The organism is Pseudomonas sp. P5_152 (assembly GCF_033989915.1).
Classification (GTDB): Bacteria; Pseudomonadota; Gammaproteobacteria; order Pseudomonadales; family Pseudomonadaceae; genus Aquipseudomonas.
This window is the reverse complement of record NZ_JASFAH010000002.1, coordinates 3,421,290-3,438,624: the sequence shown is the minus strand read 5'-3', so window position 1 is coordinate 3,438,624 and position 17,335 is coordinate 3,421,290. Positions and strand designations below refer to the sequence as shown.

Annotated in this window: 16 protein-coding genes; 11 read left to right on the top strand and 5 right to left on the bottom strand. The window is 60.3% G+C overall.

All coding sequences use genetic code 11. The features are described from left to right. Window positions 1-54 precede the first annotated feature (54 nt). On the bottom strand, window positions 55-1,509 hold the full coding sequence (gene thiI / locus QMK50_RS15615) for a tRNA uracil 4-sulfurtransferase ThiI (protein WP_095167341.1): 1,455 nt from the start codon (window positions 1,507-1,509) through the stop codon (window positions 55-57). Between the two features lie 331 nt (window positions 1,510-1,840). Here thiI and glnA point away from each other — a divergent pair, with 331 nt between their 5' ends. The 4 genes from glnA to ntrC all read left to right on the top strand — a co-directional run bounded on the left by glnA (window position 1,841) and on the right by ntrC (window position 6,605). Beyond that, window positions 1,841-3,247: a type I glutamate--ammonia ligase gene (gene glnA / locus QMK50_RS15610; RefSeq protein WP_095167345.1), complete on the top strand. Its 1,407-nt coding sequence runs from the start codon at window positions 1,841-1,843 to the stop codon at window positions 3,245-3,247. Window positions 3,248-3,463: 216 nt separating this feature from the next. After that, the gene (locus QMK50_RS15605; protein ID WP_159993224.1) at window positions 3,464-3,826 is read left to right on the top strand and encodes a hypothetical protein; all 363 of its coding nucleotides are present in this window, start codon (window positions 3,464-3,466) and stop codon (window positions 3,824-3,826) included. 260 nt (window positions 3,827-4,086) lie between these two features. Further along, the gene (gene glnL / locus QMK50_RS15600) at window positions 4,087-5,172 is read left to right on the top strand and encodes a nitrogen regulation protein NR(II) (RefSeq protein WP_159993222.1); all 1,086 of its coding nucleotides are present in this window, start codon (window positions 4,087-4,089) and stop codon (window positions 5,170-5,172) included. Beyond that, complete coding sequence (ntrC, locus tag QMK50_RS15595; RefSeq protein WP_095167349.1) at window positions 5,169-6,605, top strand: nitrogen regulation protein NR(I); 1,437 nt, start codon at window positions 5,169-5,171, stop codon at window positions 6,603-6,605. Before glnL ends, ntrC begins: the two co-directional genes overlap by 4 nt. A gap of 512 nt (window positions 6,606-7,117) precedes the next feature. Here ntrC and QMK50_RS15590 read toward each other — a convergent pair. Next, window positions 7,118-7,558: a hypothetical protein gene (locus QMK50_RS15590; protein WP_320333445.1), complete on the bottom strand. Its 441-nt coding sequence runs from the start codon at window positions 7,556-7,558 to the stop codon at window positions 7,118-7,120. Between QMK50_RS15590 and QMK50_RS15585 the strand changes: the two genes are divergently transcribed. Next, window positions 7,557-8,012, top strand: coding sequence for a tRNA (cytidine(34)-2'-O)-methyltransferase (locus tag QMK50_RS15585; RefSeq protein WP_032862277.1), 456 nt, complete (start codon window positions 7,557-7,559; stop codon window positions 8,010-8,012). The genes QMK50_RS15590 and QMK50_RS15585 overlap by 2 nt on opposite strands. A gap of 111 nt (window positions 8,013-8,123) precedes the next feature. On the opposite strand, the gene secB is transcribed toward QMK50_RS15585, so the two are convergent. The 3 genes from secB to QMK50_RS15570 are packed head-to-tail and all read right to left on the bottom strand — an operon-like array spanning window position 8,124 to window position 9,315. Continuing rightward, window positions 8,124-8,606, bottom strand: coding sequence for a protein-export chaperone SecB (gene secB / locus QMK50_RS15580; RefSeq protein WP_095167353.1), 483 nt, complete (start codon window positions 8,604-8,606; stop codon window positions 8,124-8,126). Between the two features lie 39 nt (window positions 8,607-8,645). Then, the gene (gene grxC / locus QMK50_RS15575) at window positions 8,646-8,900 is read right to left on the bottom strand and encodes a glutaredoxin 3 (protein ID WP_095167355.1); all 255 of its coding nucleotides are present in this window, start codon (window positions 8,898-8,900) and stop codon (window positions 8,646-8,648) included. Between the two features lies 1 nt (window position 8,901). Then, window positions 8,902-9,315, bottom strand: a complete 414-nt coding sequence (locus tag QMK50_RS15570) for a rhodanese-like domain-containing protein (protein ID WP_095167357.1) — start codon at window positions 9,313-9,315, stop codon at window positions 8,902-8,904. A gap of 155 nt (window positions 9,316-9,470) precedes the next feature. Between QMK50_RS15570 and gpmI the strand changes: the two genes are divergently transcribed. From gpmI to QMK50_RS15540, 6 genes are all read left to right on the top strand, one after another. After that, window positions 9,471-11,000, top strand: coding sequence for a 2,3-bisphosphoglycerate-independent phosphoglycerate mutase (gpmI, locus tag QMK50_RS15565; protein ID WP_320333444.1), 1,530 nt, complete (start codon window positions 9,471-9,473; stop codon window positions 10,998-11,000). 244 nt (window positions 11,001-11,244) lie between these two features. Further along, on the top strand, window positions 11,245-12,540 hold the full coding sequence (locus QMK50_RS15560) for a murein hydrolase activator EnvC family protein (RefSeq protein ID WP_095167361.1): 1,296 nt from the start codon (window positions 11,245-11,247) through the stop codon (window positions 12,538-12,540). A 31-nt stretch (window positions 12,541-12,571) separates the two neighbouring features. After that, window positions 12,572-13,879: a S41 family peptidase gene (locus tag QMK50_RS15555; protein ID WP_095167363.1), complete on the top strand. Its 1,308-nt coding sequence runs from the start codon at window positions 12,572-12,574 to the stop codon at window positions 13,877-13,879. Window position 13,880: 1 nt separating this feature from the next. Continuing rightward, window positions 13,881-14,657: a divergent polysaccharide deacetylase family protein gene (locus tag QMK50_RS15550; protein WP_320333443.1), complete on the top strand. Its 777-nt coding sequence runs from the start codon at window positions 13,881-13,883 to the stop codon at window positions 14,655-14,657. A 103-nt stretch (window positions 14,658-14,760) separates the two neighbouring features. Then, on the top strand, window positions 14,761-16,032 hold the full coding sequence (locus tag QMK50_RS15545; RefSeq protein WP_320333442.1) for a Vps62-related protein: 1,272 nt from the start codon (window positions 14,761-14,763) through the stop codon (window positions 16,030-16,032). A gap of 73 nt (window positions 16,033-16,105) precedes the next feature. Then, window positions 16,106-17,335, top strand: coding sequence for a trypsin-like serine peptidase (locus QMK50_RS15540; protein ID WP_320333441.1), 1,230 nt, complete (start codon window positions 16,106-16,108; stop codon window positions 17,333-17,335).

Below are 17,335 nucleotides of genomic sequence, written 5' to 3'. Positions count from 1 at the left end.
ACGGCAGAGTCGGGGGGCCGGTGACGCAGGCCACAGGCAAACAGCCCCGGGCTCTTAGCTCGGTCGATAAACGCGCACATTGGCATGCCCCTCACTGAGCAAATGGTGGGCATGCAGGCGACTCATCACGCCTTTGTCGCAATACAGCAGGTACTGGCGAGTAGGGTCCAGTTCCTTGAAACGAGCGTTCAGTGCATAAAACGGCATCGTTTGTACCTCGACGCCAGCCAGGGCGAGCGGGTCGTCTTCAGCAGCATCCGGGTGACGGATGTCGATGACGATCTGACCTGCCAGCGCTTCGCTGACTTCTTCAATTTGCACGTCCTGGCCCAACTCGTCGATTACCCGATCGATCGGCACCAGTTTGGCGTTCTCGAGCGCACGCTCAAGGACTGCCATGTCGAATTCTTTCTCTTCATGCTCCACGCGTGGACGCTTGGCGTGGGTCTTGGGGTTCACCGAGATGACCCCGCAGTACTCTGGCATGTGCTTGGCGAAGTCGGCGGTGCCGATTTCGTTGGCCAGGTCGATGATGTCCTGCTTGTGACTGGCGATCAGCGGGCGCAACACCAGCTTCTCGGTCACACAGTCGATCACCGACAGGTTCGGCAGCGTCTGGCTGGAAACCTGGGAGATCGCCTCACCGGTCACCAGCGCCTCGATCTCCAGTCGATCGGCGATTCGCGAAGCAGCGCGCAACATCATACGCTTCAATACGACGCCCATATGACTGTTATCTACTTTGCCGAGAATTTCTCCCAGCACTTCCTCGAACGGCACACTGACAAATAACACGCGTTGCGAGCTGCCGTACTTCTTCCAGATGAAGTGCGCCACTTCCATCACGCCCAATTCGTGGGCACGCCCGCCGAGATTGAAGAAGCAGAAGTGCGCCATCAGCCCGCGCCGCATGATCTGGTAGGCCGCCACCGTGGAATCGAAACCGCCGGACATCAGTACCAGGGTCTGTTCCAGGGCGCCCAGCGGGTAACCGCCGATGCTGTTGTGCTGGTTGTGGATCACAAACAACCGTTTGTCGCGAATTTCGATGCGGACTTCAATTTCCGGGTCTTTCAGGGAAATTCCGGCGGCGCCGCACTGGCGACGCAGTTGGCTGCCGACGTATTTCTCGACATCCATGGAGCTGAATTCGTGCTTGCCGGCGCGCTTGCAGCGCACCGAGAAAATCTTCCCGGCCAGCGCCTCGCCAAAGTGCTGCTTGCACTTGGCGACCACGTCGTCGAAGTCACCCAGCGGGTACTCGTCGACCTGCAGGAAATGCGCGATGCCCGGCATGCAGCTCAGGCGCTCGGTCATGTCCTTCAAGGCTTTGGGGTCAGTCAGCTGCGTTTCCAGCTCGAGATTGTCCCATACACCGTTCACCACCACAGCCGGGTCCAGATCGCGGAGCACGGCACGGATGTTCTTGGCCAACTGACGGATGAAACGCATCCGTACCGGGCGGCTTTTGATGGTGATCTCGGGGAAGACTTTTACGATTAGTTTCATGAAAACAGCGCGCGCTGGGCCAGCCGAAAAAGGGGGGCGCGGATTATAGCGGAAATTGCTCAAGGTTTAACCAGTTAATGTGCAGAAGGTTTTCAGTGCACCAAAACGGGTCATTTATGCTTTTGAGCGCTACATTAGGGGGCGCGATTTTGCCCTTTTCCACGCTTTGCACCTTTATAAGCGTGATATTGGGGCAAAAAACCCAACTCGGGGCACTGGCATGCAATTTGCTCCCTTGTGAGGCAGGTTGCCTTGGCAGAGTATTCGCGCCGGCATCACCCACATTCTAAGGGCATCCACTACTCAAGCCCGAAGCCACCCGGAGGACACTATGTCGAAGTCGGTTCAACTCATCAAAGATCATGACGTCAAATGGATTGATCTGCGCTTCACAGATACCAAGGGCACTCAGCACCACGTGACCATGCCGGCTCGCGATGCGCTGGATGATGCTTTCTTCGAAGAAGGCAAAATGTTCGACGGTTCCTCCATCGCTGGCTGGAAAGGCATCGAAGCTTCCGACATGATCCTGATGCCGGACGACAGCACCGCTGTCCTCGATCCGTTCACCGAAGACCCAACCCTGATCATCGTCTGCAACGTGATCGACCCTTCGACCATGCAAGGCTACGACCGCGACCCACGTGCGATCGCCAAGCGTGCCGAGGACTACCTGAAGTCCACCGCTATCGGTGACACCGTATTCGTCGGTCCTGAGCCTGAGTTCTTCATCTTCGACCAGGTCAAGTTCAAGTCCGATATCTCCGGTTCGATGTTCAAGATCTACTCCGAACAAGGTTCGTGGATGTCTGACCAGGACGTGGAAGGCGGCAACCATGGCCACCGTCCAGGTATCAAGGGCGGCTACTTCCCGGTTCCACCGTTCGACCACGACCACGAAATCCGTACCTCCATGTGCAACGCCATGGAAGAGATGGGCCTGACCATCGAAGTTCACCACCACGAAGTGGCGACTGCCGGCCAGAACGAAATCGGTGTGAAGTTCAACACCCTGGTTGCCAAGGCTGACGAAGTTCAGACCCTCAAGTACTGCGTACACAACGTGGCTGTAGCTTTCGGCCGCACCGCTACCTTCATGCCTAAGCCTCTGTACGGCGACAACGGCTCGGGTATGCACGTTCACCTGTCCATCGCCAAAGATGGCAAGAACACCTTCGCTGGCGAAGGTTATGCCGGCCTGTCCGACACCGCCCTGTACTTCATCGGCGGTATCATCAAGCACGGTAAGGCCCTGAACGGCTTCACCAACCCGGCGACCAACTCCTACAAGCGTCTGGTGCCAGGTTTCGAAGCTCCAGTGATGCTGGCCTACTCGGCTCGCAACCGCTCCGCTTCGATCCGTATTCCTTACGTGTCCAGCCCACGCGCTCGCCGTATCGAAGCTCGCTTCCCGGATCCGGCTGCCAACCCGTACCTGTGCTTCGCCGCACTGCTGATGGCTGGCCTGGACGGCATCCAGAACAAGATCCACCCTGGCGACGCTGCTGACAAAAACCTGTACGACCTGCCGCCTGAAGAGGCGAAAGAGATCCCACAAGTTTGCGGCAGCCTGAAAGAAGCCCTGGAAGAGCTGGACAAAGGTCGTGCGTTCCTGACCAAAGGCGGCGTGTTCTCCGATGACTTCATCGACGCTTACATCGCTCTGAAAAGCGAAGAAGAAATCAAGGTTCGCACCTTCGTACACCCACTGGAATACGAGCTGTACTACAGCTGCTAATCCAGTAGCGCCAGCGCAAGCGGCGTGACGATGAAAGAGGCCTCCTACGGGAGGCCTTTTTTATGGAAAATTCCGACACCACGAAACATCGACTGCTCGCTGATTCAGCGTCGCGCCTGACATCCAGTGCAGCCCCGGGCACTTAGTCTTTCACAAGGCCGCACCGCAACACCCCAGCTCGCCCGCCCTTCCCCTTACGTCAAAAAGGAATCTGCCATGCGCTCATTGAGGTGGTGCCTGCTTATATGGCTCGCCCTGTCTGCCGCCGCGCTGAGCGCACCGCGCCCCACCTACTGCGTACTGGCCCTCAGCGAGCTGACCGACGGCCAGGCCCTGCGCGCCAATAACGGTTCATTCAGCGTTGGCGTACAGATCCAGCCACCGCTGCAGGCCACTCATCGCTTGCGCCTGCTGCTCGATGGCCAGCCCTACGGCCCAGCGAGCGAAACCACCCGACTGCACCTGCTGAACATCGATCGCGGCGAGCACAGCCTCGCAGTGCAGGTGTTGGCCGCAGACGAGGTGATCCAACAGAGCCCAACCCTCAGGTTCACCGTGCTGCGAGTACGCAAGCGCTAGGGCAGGCAAACTCATTTTGCAGCCATTGAGGCGCCATTCAGGTTTGCGCACTATATTGGTGCAACGACTTGCACGCTTGCCACTTATCAACCCATTTTGGTTCGAAAATACCCGGCAAAGCTGGCAGAACGCCACGCAAGGCAACTTAAAGCGCCCATTTCAGGGAGTTATTGCTTCTTTTCGGAGCCTTGGTTTGGTTTTTGCATTTTCCTCGCAACAGCGCCTCCTTCTCGCGCGCGCCTGCTCCAAAAGAGGTCCTCATGACCATCAGCGACGCACTGCACCGCTTGCTACTCGACAACTTGACCACTGCCACCATCCTGCTCAATGCCGAACTGCGCCTTGAGTACATGAACCCGGCGGCGGAAATGCTCCTGGCCATCAGCGGCCAGCGCAGTCATGGGCAATTCATCAGCGAGCTGTTCACCGAGTCGACCGAAGCGCTGAACTCCCTGCGCCAGGCGGTCGAACAGGCCCACCCCTTTACCAAGCGCGAGGCGATGCTCACCGCCCTGACCGGCCAGACCCTGACCGTCGACTACGCGGTGACGCCGATCCTGAGCAACGGTGCCACCCTGCTGCTGCTTGAGGTACACCCGCGCGACCGACTGCTGCGGATCACCAAGGAAGAAGCGCAGTTGTCCAAGCAGGAAACCAGCAAGATGTTGGTGCGCGGCCTGGCCCACGAGATCAAGAACCCGCTGGGCGGGATTCGCGGCGCGGCCCAGTTGCTGGCCCGCGAGCTGCCGGAGGAAAGCCTCAAGGACTACACCAATGTGATCATCGAGGAAGCGGATCGCCTGCGTAACCTGGTGGATCGCATGCTCGGCTCGAACAAACTGCCGTCGCTGGCCATGTGCAACATCCACGAAGTTCTTGAGCGCGTGTGCAGCCTGGTGGAAGCGGAAAGCCAAGGCTGCATCACCCTGGTGCGCGACTACGACCCGAGCATTCCGGACGTGCTGATCGACCGCGAACAGATGATCCAGGCCGTCCTCAACATCGTGCGCAACGCGATGCAAGCCATCAGCAGCCAGAACGAGCTGCGCCTGGGCCGCATCACCCTGCGCTCGCGGGCCATGCGCCAGTTCACCATCGGCCACGTGCGCCATCGCCTGGTGACCAAGATCGAGATCATCGACAACGGCCCCGGGATTCCCGCAGACCTGCAGGAAACCATCTTCTTTCCCATGGTCAGCGGCCGTCCGGACGGTACCGGACTGGGCCTGGCCATAACCCAGAACATCATCAGCCAGCACCAGGGCCTGATCGAATGTGACAGCCATCCAGGCCACACCACCTTCTCGATCTTTCTGCCACTGGAACAAGGAGCCACATCGACATGAGCCGTAGTGAAACCGTGTGGATCGTCGATGACGACCGTTCTATCCGTTGGGTCCTGGAAAAAGCCTTGCAGCAGGAAGGCATGACCACGCAGAGCTTCGACAGCGCCGATGGCGTGATGAGCCGCCTGGCGCGCCAGCAACCGGACGTGATCATCTCTGACATCCGCATGCCGGGTGCCAGTGGCCTGGATCTGCTGGCACGGATTCGCGAACAGCACCCGCGCTTGCCGGTGATTATCATGACCGCGCACTCCGACCTGGACAGCGCTGTCGCGTCCTACCAGGGCGGCGCGTTCGAGTACCTGCCCAAGCCGTTCGACGTCGACGAGGCGGTGTCATTGGTCAAGCGCGCCAACCAGCACGCCCAGGAGCAACAGGGCCTGGAAGTGCCCGTCGCCCTGACCCGCACCCCGGAAATCATCGGCGAAGCGCCAGCGATGCAGGAAGTGTTTCGCGCCATCGGGCGCTTGAGCCACTCCAACATTACCGTGCTGATCAACGGCGAATCCGGGACCGGTAAAGAGCTGGTGGCCCACGCCCTGCACCGCCACAGCCCACGGGCGGCCTCACCGTTCATCGCCCTGAACATGGCGGCGATCCCCAAGGATTTGATGGAGTCCGAGCTGTTCGGCCACGAGAAAGGTGCATTTACCGGCGCCGCCAACCTGCGCCGTGGACGTTTTGAGCAAGCCGACGGCGGCACGCTGTTTCTCGATGAAATCGGCGACATGCCGGCCGACACCCAGACCCGCCTGCTGCGGGTCCTGGCCGACGGCGAGTTTTACCGGGTCGGCGGCCATGTACCGGTCAAGGTCGACGTGCGCATCATCGCCGCGACCCACCAGAACCTGGAAACCCTGGTCCACGCCGGCAAGTTCCGTGAGGACTTGTTCCACCGCTTGAACGTGATCCGCATCCACATCCCACGCCTGTCGGACCGTCGCGAAGACATTCCGACCCTGGCCAAGCACTTCCTGGCCCGCGCCGCACAAGAGCTGGCGGTGGAGCCAAAGCTGCTGAAAAGCGAAACCGAGGAATACCTGAAGAACCTGCCGTGGCCAGGCAACGTGCGCCAGCTGGAGAACACCTGCCGCTGGATCACGGTGATGGCTTCGGGGCGCGAAGTGCACATCGGCGACCTGCCGCCGGAGTTGCTGAGCCTGCCGCAGGACTCGGCACCGGTGACCAACTGGGAACAGGCCCTGCGCCAATGGGCCGACCAGGCGCTGGCTCGCGGCCAGTCGAGCCTGCTGGACAGCGCGGTGCCGGCGTTCGAGCGCATCATGATCGAAACCGCCCTCAAGCACACCGCCGGCCGCCGCCGCGATGCTGCGGTTTTGCTGGGTTGGGGGCGTAATACCCTGACGCGCAAGATCAAGGAGCTGGGGATGAAAGTTGATGGTGGGGACGATGATGAAGGGGATGAGGGTTAGATCCTTCACCGACCTGTAGATCCATTCGCGGGCAAGTCCGCTCCCACAGGTTTTGCACAATCCTGTGGGAGCGGGCTTGCCCGCGATGCTTTCAGGGCCAGCGTGCACCGCCTGAATGCACCGTGACCCGCGATCGCGCACGGCAACAGATCCGAAATCCCACCTGCACCTGCAATCAAACCCCTATCAAAAAAACACCAAAGCCCCGGAATACGGGGCTTTCGACGTTTCAACACAACATTTTGTTTCAGCTCGTTAAAACCTGGCACGCCCCCTGCAATAGTTCATTCAGTGATTCAGTTCACTACCCGGTTTCGGGGACCTTGGTACAGGCAGGCCGGGGATTCCCCTCTTTACATCGGGCTCACACCGCACAAGCGACGAGCCCAAGCAGTTTTGGGGCCCTTGATACAGGCAGGTCAGGGGTTCCTTCTTTACACCGGGCTCACGACGCAACGCGTGAGCCCTGCCGTTTCGGGGTCCTTGGTACAGGCAGGCCGGGGATTCCTCTTTTATTGCTCCTGGAGATGGATCTCCAACCGCCAGCGATCGTCCACCTCGCTGCCGGCCCAATCGCCCTTCAGCGGCCGGGCCGCTACCAGCGTCAGCAACAACCCCTTGTCACTCAAACGCACCCGCCAGTTCACATCCTTATCGTTGAGCTTGAGCTGGCCCTTCTGTGCCTGCCCCTGGGCCTCGAACAGCAGCGCGAGGCTGCCGTCGATCAGTTCACCACGGGTCTTGGGCGCGTGGTTGAACCACACCACCAGGCCATCGCGGGTGACCTCGACCTGCTGCAACTCGGTCGGCTCGGGGCTGGTCAGGCGACCGATCATCAACCCCACCATCAGGCCGACAATCGCCAGCGAGGCCATCACCCGCGGCAATAGCTTCGATCGCCGATCCACTTCCGGCGTAGAATGCCGTCCATCTTTACCTTCGGAGCCGTGCATGTTTCACGTCATCCTTTTTCAACCAGAAATTCCGCCGAATACCGGCAACGTTATCAGGCTGTGCGCCAACAGCGGCTGCCACCTGCACTTGATCGAGCCACTGGGCTTCGAGATGGATGACAAGCGCCTGCGTCGGGCCGGCCTCGACTATCACGAGTATGCCACCTTGCAACGGCATGCCGACCTTGCCAGTTGCCTGGAAAGCCTTGGCCATCCACGCCTGTTCGCATTCACCACCAAGGGTTCGCGGCCGTTTCACGACGCCAGTTTCGCCGAGGGCGATGCGTTCCTGTTCGGCCCGGAAAGCCGTGGCCTGCCGGCCGAGGTGCTAGACGCCCTGCCCGACGGCCAACGCCTGCGCCTGCCGATGCGCGAAGGCTGCCGCAGCCTGAACCTGTCCAATACCGTGGCGGTCGCCGTATACGAAGGCTGGCGGCAGCTGGGCTTCAAATAACCCACCGGCGTTTTTTCGCCTGGCCAAAACAATCGCGGGCAAGCCCGCTCCCACAGGTTTTGCACAATCCTGTGGGAGCGGGCTTGCCCGCGATGTTGTCAGCCGCGCTGCTTACTGAACGGTCTGAGCGCCGTCCTGCTGCATGCGTTGCACTTCTTGCGCGTACAGCGCGTCGAAGTTGACCGGGGCCAGCATCAGGGCCGGGAACGAACCACGGGTCACCAGGCTGTCCAGGGCTTCGCGAGCGTACGGGAACAGGATGTTCGGGCAGAACGCGCCCAGGGTGTGGCTCATCGAACCTTCGTCGAGGTTCTTGATCAGGAAGATACCGGCCTGCTGGACTTCGGCGATGAAGGCCACTTCGTCACCGTTCTTCACGGTCACGGACAGGGTCAGCACCACTTCGTGGAAGTTGTCTTCCAGTACTTTCTGACGGGTATTGAGGTCCAGACCGACGCTCGGCTCCCACTGCTGGCGGAAGATCGCCGGGCTTTTCGGGGCTTCGAAGGACAGGTCACGTACGTAGATGCGCTGCAAGGAGAATTGCGGTGCGGTTTCTTCTTCGCTAGCTGCAGTGTTCTGTTGGTCAGTCATCTCAGATCCTTTCTGATCTTGGGTCTTATAGGGAAGGAATTAGGCCTTGAGCAGCGCGTCGAGCTTGCCAGCGCGGTCCAGGGCAAACAAATCATCACAGCCACCGACATGGGTGCTGCCGATCCAGATCTGCGGCACGGACGTACGCCCGGCCTTGCTGGCCATTTCGGCACGCACCTGTGGCTTGCCATCGACCTTGATCTCGTCGAAGGCTACGCCCTTGTTTTCGAGCAGATACTTGGCGCGCGAGCAATAAGGGCAGTAATCGCTGGAGTAGACGACGACGCTGGCCATATCACTTCACCAGCGGCAGGTTATCGCCCTTCCAGCTGGAGATCCCGCCGGACAGCTTGGCGGCGGTGAAGCCGGCCTTGAGCAGTTCGCGCGCGTGGGTACCGGCTGTCTGGCCCATGGCATCGACCAAGATGATGGTCTTGGCCTTGTGCTTTTCCAGCTCGCCGACGCGGGCAGTCAGTTTGTCGTGCGGAATATTCAGCGCGCCAACGATGTGACCAGCGGCGAAATCCTTGGCCGCACGGATGTCGATCACCACACCAGCGTCCTTGTTGACCAGGCTGGTCAGCTCACCGGTGCTCAGGCTGCGACCGCCGCCCTGCATTTGATAAGCGATCAGCAACGCCAGCAGTACGACGAAGATACCGACGAGCAGATAGTGGTTAGTGGCAAATTCAATCAGGTGAGCAACCATCGAAGGAGGTTCCAGGGCGTTAAAATGTCGGCCAGTATACACAGCCACTATGGTGGGCCAAACCCCGTCCGGCGGTGACGCCGCCGGAACTTAGCTTTAAACTGCCACTCCCTTTTTTCATCGCCCCTTTTTTAACTCAGCCACGAGTGGAATCTATGACTACCACGCCTAAACCTTTGGTCCTGATGATTCTCGACGGCTTCGGTCACAGTGAGAGCGAAGAATCCAACGCCGTGTTCGCGGCCCGCAAGCCTGTCCTCGACCGGTTGTGCGCCACCGTACCGAACGGCCTGATCTCGGGTTCGGGCATGGACGTCGGCCTGCCGGACGGCCAGATGGGCAACTCGGAAGTCGGCCACATGAACCTCGGCGCCGGCCGCGTGGTGTATCAGGACTTCACCCGCGTGACCAAAGCGATCCGCGACGGCGAGTTCTTCGACAACCCGACCATCTGCGCCGCCGTGGACAAGGCCGTCGCCGCCGGCAAGGCCGTGCACTTCATGGGCCTGCTGTCCGATGGTGGCGTGCACAGCCACCAGGACCACCTGATCGCCATGGCCGAACTGGCCTTCAAGCGCGGCGCCGAGAAGATCTACCTGCACGCTTTCCTCGATGGCCGCGACACGCCGCCGAAAAGTGCCCAGTCGTCGATCGAACTGCTGGATGAAGCCTTCAAGACCCTGGGCAAAGGTCGGATCGCCAGCCTCATCGGCCGTTACTTCGCCATGGACCGCGACAACCGCTGGGATCGCGTCTCCCAGGCTTACAACCTGATCGTGGACGGCAACGGCGAATTCAACGCCGCGACCGCCCAAGAAGGCCTGCAAGCCGCCTACGAGCGTGGCGAGAGCGACGAATTCGTCAAGGCCACCACCATCGGCGAGCCGGTCAAGGTCGAAGACGGCGACGCCGTGGTGTTCATGAACTTTCGCGCCGACCGTGCGCGCGAGCTGAGCCGGGTGTTCGTCGAGGACAATTTCAGCGAGTTCGAACGTGCCCGCCAGCCGAAACTGGCCGGTTTTGTCATGCTCACCCAATACGCCGCCAGCATCCCTGCCCCGTCGGCCTTTGCCCCGGGCAGCCTGGAAAACGTACTGGGCGACTACCTGGCGAAAAACGGCAAGACCCAACTGCGGATCGCCGAAACCGAAAAATACGCCCACGTGACCTTCTTCTTCTCCGGCGGCCGCGAAGAACCGTTCCCGGGTGAAGAACGCATCCTGATCCCTTCGCCAAAAGTCGCCACCTACGACCTGCAGCCAGAGATGAGCGCGCCGGAGGTCACCGACCGCATCGTCGAGGCCATCGAGAACCAGCGTTACGACGTGATCGTGGTCAACTACGCCAACGGCGACATGGTCGGCCACAGCGGCGTGTTTGCTGCTGCAGTGAAAGCGGTTGAATGCCTGGACCTGTGCGTCGGCCGGATTGTCGAAGCCCTGGAAAAAGTCGGTGGCGAGGCGCTGATCACCGCCGACCACGGCAACGTCGAGCAGATGGCCGACGAATCCACCGGCCAGGCCCACACCGCCCACACCACCGAGCCGGTACCGTTCATTTATGTCGGCAAGCGTGATCTCAAGGTCCGCGAAGGCGGGGTCCTGGCCGACGTAGCACCGACCATGCTGATGTTGCTGGGGCTTGAGCAACCGGCCGAAATGACCGGCACCTCGATCCTGGTGTAACCCGCCCCATCAAACACCGACAAAACCCTGTGGGAGCGAGCTTGCTCGCGATAGCAATCTGACAGTCAACATCTACGTTGAATGTTATGACGCCATCGCGAGCAAGCTCGCTCCCACATTGGTTTTGGGGTGTTTTCAGAGGTAACTCTGCTCCAGTTATCACACCGCCCTAATTGGGCGTTTTTTTTGCAACGCTTGCCGGGCATACTAGGCTGTCTTTTTTCCCCCGGTGTCGCCCGCCTCTATGCTCCGCGTCCTGATAGCCCTAGCTCTGACCTGCCTGCTCCAACCGGCCTTGGCTGACGAGCGCGCGCAAACCCAACAACAGTTGGACGCCACGCGTCAGGATATTGCCGAGCTGAAAAAGCTGCTGGGCAAGTTGCAGGAAGAAAAGTCCGGGGTGCAGAAGGACCTCAAGGGCACCGAGACTGAGATGGGCAAGCTCGAGAAGCAGGTCGATGCCCTGCAAAAAGAGCTGAAGAAAAGCGAATCCGAGCTGCAGCGACTCGATACCGAGAAAAAAAAACTCCAGAGCGCGCGCACTGAACAGCAACAACTGATTGCCACCCAGGCCCGCGCGGCCTATCAGAACGGTCGCCAGGAATATCTCAAGCTGCTGCTCAACCAGCAGAACCCGGAGAAATTCGCCCGCACCCTGACTTATTACGACTACCTCAGCCAGGCGCGCATGGAGCAGTTGAAGAACTTCAACGAAACCCTGCGCCAACTGGCCAATGTCGAGCAGGACATCGCCCTGCAGCAAGCCCAACTGCTGGTCCAGAAAAGCAGCCTCGACAGCCAGCGCGACGAGCTGGACAAGGTCCGCAAGGAGCGCCAGCAAGTGCTGGCCAAGCTCAACACGGACGTCAAGGACCGCGACCAGAAGCTGCAGGCTCGCGAGCAGGACCAGGCCGACTTGTCGAAAGTCCTGAAAACCATTGAGGAAACCCTGGCACGCCAGGCCCGGGAGGCAGAAGAAGCGCGGCAAAAAGCGCTGATCGCCCAGCAGGAAGCGGAAAAAAAGCGTTTACGTGAGGCACAGGCCGCGGCAGACGCCCCGACCGATGCCCCACGCAAAATTACCCGACCGACACCCGGCGCCCTGGTCTCCAGCGCTGGCGAAACCTTCGGCGGGGCATTTTCTGCAACGCGGGGAAAACTTCCTTGGCCAGTTGATGGTCGATTGCTTGCCCGCTTTGGTGAAAGTCGCGGCGACGATGCCCGCACCAAGTGGGACGGCGTGATGATCAGCGCCTCCGCTGGCAGCCAAGTGCATGCCGTGCACGGCGGACGCGTGGTGTTCGCCGACTGGTTGCGGGGCGCCGGCTTGCTGGTGATTCTCGACCACGGCAACGGCTTCTTGAGCTTGTACGGCCACAATCAGACGCTGCTCAAATCGGCTGGCGACGTGGTCAAGGCCGGCGAGTCCATCTCCACTGTCGGTAACAGTGGCGGCCAGGACACGCCCGCGCTGTATTTCGCTATTCGTCAGCAGGGTCACCCGAGTGATCCAGCACAATGGTGCCGTGCGCAAGGATAAGCGCACCATCTAACTCAGGAGTTCGTTCGACATGCTGCATTTGTCCCGCCTCACTTCGCTGGCCCTGACGATCGCCCTGGTGATCGGTGCGCCCCTGGCGTTTGCCGCTGAACCGGCCTCGTCGACCTCGGCTGCGACCACCAAGGCGCCATTGCCGCTGGATGAGTTGCGTACCTTTGCCGAGGTCATGGACCGGATCAAGGCCGCGTATGTCGAGCCGGTGGACGACAAGACCCTGCTGGAAAACGCCATCAAGGGCATGCTCAGCAACCTCGACCCACACTCCGCCTACCTGGGGCCGGAAGACTTCGCCGAGCTGCAGGAAAGCACCAGCGGTGAGTTTGGCGGCCTGGGCATCGAAGTCGGCTCCGAAGACGGCTTCATCAAGGTGGTGTCGCCGATCGACGACACCCCTGCCTCCAAGGCGGGCATCCAGGCGGGCGACTTCATCGTCAAGATCAACGGCCAGCCTACCCGCGGCCAGAGCATGACCGAAGCCGTGGACAAGATGCGCGGCAAGATCGGCGAGAAAATCACCCTGACTCTGGTCCGCGACGGCGGTTCGCCGTTCGACGTGACGCTGACCCGCGCGACCATCCAGGTCAAGAGCGTGAAGGCGCAGTTGCTGGAGTCGGGCTACGGCTACATCCGCATCACCCAGTTCCAGGTCAAGACCGGCGAAGAGGTCTCCCAGGCCCTGGCCAAGCTGCGCAAGGAAAACGGCAAGAAGCTCAGCGGCATCGTGCTCGACCTGCGCAACAACCCAGGCGGTGTCCTGCAATCGGCGGTGGAAGTGGTCGACCACTTCATCACCAAGGGCCTGATCGTCTACACCAAGGGCCGGATCGCCAACTCCGAACTGCGCTTCTCGGCCACCGGCAAGGACGAAAGCGAAGCAGTGCCGATGGTGGTGCTGATCAACGGCGGCAGCGCCTCGGCCTCGGAAATTGTCGCAGGTGCCCTGCAGGACCAGAAACGTGCAGTCGTGATGGGCACCACCAGTTTCGGCAAGGGCTCGGTGCAAACCGTGCTGCCGCTGAACAACGACCGCGCGCTGAAGATCACCACCGCACTGTACTTCACCCCGAACGGGCGCTCGATCCAGGCCCAGGGCATCGTTCCGGACATCGAAGTGCGTCGGGCCAAGATCACCAGCGAGCAGGACAGCGAGTACTTCAAGGAAGCTGACCTGCAAGGCCACCTGGGCAATGGCAACGGCGGCGCCGACAAGCCAAGCGGCTCCGGCGGCAAGGCCAAGCCGATGCCACAGGACGACGACTACCAACTGGCCCAGGCGCTGAGCCTGCTCAAGGGCCTGAGCATTACCCGCGGCCGCTGAGATGCGCCTGCGGTTGCTCCTCGGCCTGCTGTGCTGCCTGGCCGGCGTTGCCCATGCAACGCCCGGGCAGGCGCCACCCCACAAGGCCTACCTGAGCCTGATCATCGATGACCTGGGGCAGAACCTGCCCCGGGACCGCCGCGTGCTGGCGCTGCCCGGACCAGTCACCGCAGCGATCATGCCCGACACCCCCCACGCCGCTGAATTTGCCCGCGAGGCCCACCGCGCTGGCAAGATCGTCATCCTGCACATGCCCATGGACCCGGCCACCGGCCCGTTCGCCTGGCACCCCGAACTGCCCGTCGAAGAACTGCGCAAGCGCCTGGACGCCGCGTTCAAGGCCGTCCCCTTCACCGCCGGCATCAACAATCACATGGGCAGCCGCATGACCGCCCAGCGACCGGCCATGGCCTGGTTGATGGCCGAGCTGCAACGCCGGCACAAGCTTTTCGTCGACAGCCGCACCAGCGCCCAGACCGTCGCCGCCGCCGAGGCGCAGAAGATCGGCCTGGCCAGCGCTTCACGCGATGTGTTCCTCGACGACGAACGCACCGAAGCGGCGATCTACAACCAACTGCAGAGCGCCATAAGCCTGGCGCGCAAACAGGGTTCGGCGGTGATGATCGGCCATCCCTACCCGCAGACCCTGGCAGTGCTGGAACGCGAACTGCCCAAGCTCAAGGCCCAGGGCATCGACTGGATTGATATCCGGCAGATGATCAGCGTGCGCGGCAATCGCGCCATGACTGCCCATGGCAAAGATGGGACTTATCGCTAACCAGCAGCGAGCCACTACATAGTTACCGCCAGGCGTCTCAGCCAATTCTGGATATTGAAACCCGCAGCCCAATTGGGCTGCCTTTCAATTATCAGGAATGACCATGAACCCACATGAAGATGACGCGGCACCCTCAAGGCCAATGGAATCAATCAAAGTTGAAAACCTGCTGATCAACTTTACGACCGAATTTCACCGGATCTGGGATAACAAAGGCTCACGCTCGAAACCCGGTGGCTTTTGGCGCCCCAGCCCTGCCCCTGACTCGCTGCCGGGCTTTTTCCCACTCGGTGACCTCGCCGTATCCGGCCACGACAACATCAACAATCGAAGAGTAGTGGCCGTCGTTTGCGAAGGCGAGCCGCCAAGTGCTGGCGCCAACCAGGACAAGGCACTGAGCAAGCCCGATGATTTTGAACAGGTCTGGAAAGACACGGGCTCAGGCGCCAAAACGGACTGTTCAATATGGCGCCCCGTACCACCTGAGGGCTACGTGGCACTTGGGTTGGTGTGCGCTGACGGTCTCGATAAACCTTCAGTCAACTCCGTGCGTTGCGTGCGGGCAGATCTTGTCGTGGCGGCATCCATCGACACAATGATCTGGAGCGACAAGGGCAGTCGCGCCAAGCAGGACTTCAGCGTGTGGAGTGTCCTGCCACCGGTCGCGGCCGCAGGAGAGATTCATTTTGCGCCAGGCACATTCGTCGGCGTCAACAGCTATACCAAACCAGCAACGCACGCCGCCGCGCATGCACTGCGCATGCGCATTTCGCTCAAAGCCGAACCTTCGCCAGTGCCTCCGTCCCTGACCGGATACGAACCCCCTACCTCAAGCCAATCCGCCACAGTCACCCAGACTGCGCGGCTCCCCTGGTTCGCGATCAAGGATCCCAACCTGAGCGCCTTCGAGCAGTTTCGTACTTCTCCCTACTACCTATTACATAGAAAAGAGCAGTACGTATTGATCGGCCACGGCCATAACACCAGCTCCTCGGGAAAAACCTTCAAATGGACCGATGAGGCACCCACCGCCGAAAGCCTCGAAACCTTCTCTCGCCTGACCTCTGTCGAGGTAGGAGTGGAATGGAGCTCCAGGTTGCCGGAATTTTCCATATCGCTGTCACCGACCTTTTCAGTCGAGTTCTCGGCAAAACTGGGCAACAGTTTCTCCCCCGTCAGCACCCAGAACAGCAGGTTGATCGGCCCCCTGGCGACACACGTGGTTACCATCGTTGCGAAGAAGCGCGTCGTCGCGGTTTATCGCACACAGTTTGACTACCAATTGCTACGCAGCAACGGCACACAAGTGGCAAGCGAGGGCAGTTACTCGGACTACGACAAACTGCATTTGAGCGAATATCCGCCGGAACAGTAACCGGACTGCGGCCGGCACCTCGCCGGGGGCCGGCGAGAGCGCTCACCTTGAATTTCATCACCAAGGAATGGACATGAATCACCTCAGCTTCGCGGGCCTGATCGGCTTGTTAGCTATTTGCGCAGTGCAGGCCCGCGATCTGGGCGAAGGCGCCGTAAACGACTCACCGTCTAGGGCACTGCAAAACAGCGAACATCTTTATGAAATCTGGAGCGGCGTGGGACGACTCAGTCTCCAATCGGGCGAGACTTGCAGCGCCGTTCTACTGGACACGCGTAACAGACAAGGCCAAGCCAGCGGCCCTGCTTACCTGCTCACCAGCGGTCATTGCGTGTTCTTTCAGTACGGTTCGGCGCGGACCAATCTGCCTTTGAAGGCCAGCGTCACCTTCCACTACTTTCATGACATGCCACAGCGTATGCGCCGATACACCATCCAAACTGCCCGATGGAGCAGTCTGGTCGGGACCGATCTTGCAGTACTGGAGGTCGACGCGACATTGGCGTCGCTGATACAGGCCGGGGTCAACCCGCTCAAGCTGGCGTCCCATCAAACCTACGAGAGTCAGGATGCGCTTAACATTGGCGCGCCGAGCGGCTTTACCGAACAAGGGCTTCGATTGAGTGCCTGTGCTGAACAAACCGCCGGAACGTTCATCGATCACCCCGGGGTGTTCCCTTCGGCTATGAAAAACAGTTGCGACCTTCACGCTGGCAGCTCCGGTAGCCCGATGCTGAACCGCCGCACCAATGAAATCACCGGCATCGTCAGTAAAGTCGCGGTCTCGCGCAATACACCCGAACCGCCTGGTTGTGAGCATTCGACGTCTTGCAAGGCAGCCCGTTTCAACTACAGCTACTCGGCCAACTTTCTGCATAAGTGCTTTATTGACGGTGTCTTCACCAGCGATGGGGCGGACTGTTCCCTGGAACCGGTCGAACTGACTGTCTCGGAGCCCTGGAATCTCAAGTCATACGTTCATAGAACACAAAATGCGGACGGACAGCTCATATTGCCTACGTGGGATTTCAGGTTCTCCCTCGAGGTGCCCTTCTATCGCTACAAAACGGTCCATAACGCCAGGGACTGCAAGGCGCCCGACAATTACAGCGCCGCTGTCAGCACTGAAGACGCTTACATCAATACTGAAATCGGGCCACAAAACGGCACACATGCACTCTGCATTATTGGCATCAGTTCTGAGGAACAGCACCTGACAAGGGCGACATTGAATAACGTGTTTACAAGTGCCGTGTACTTGAGCGCGACGCCAGCCGCTCCGTCTCAGGTGGTATCGAAGTGA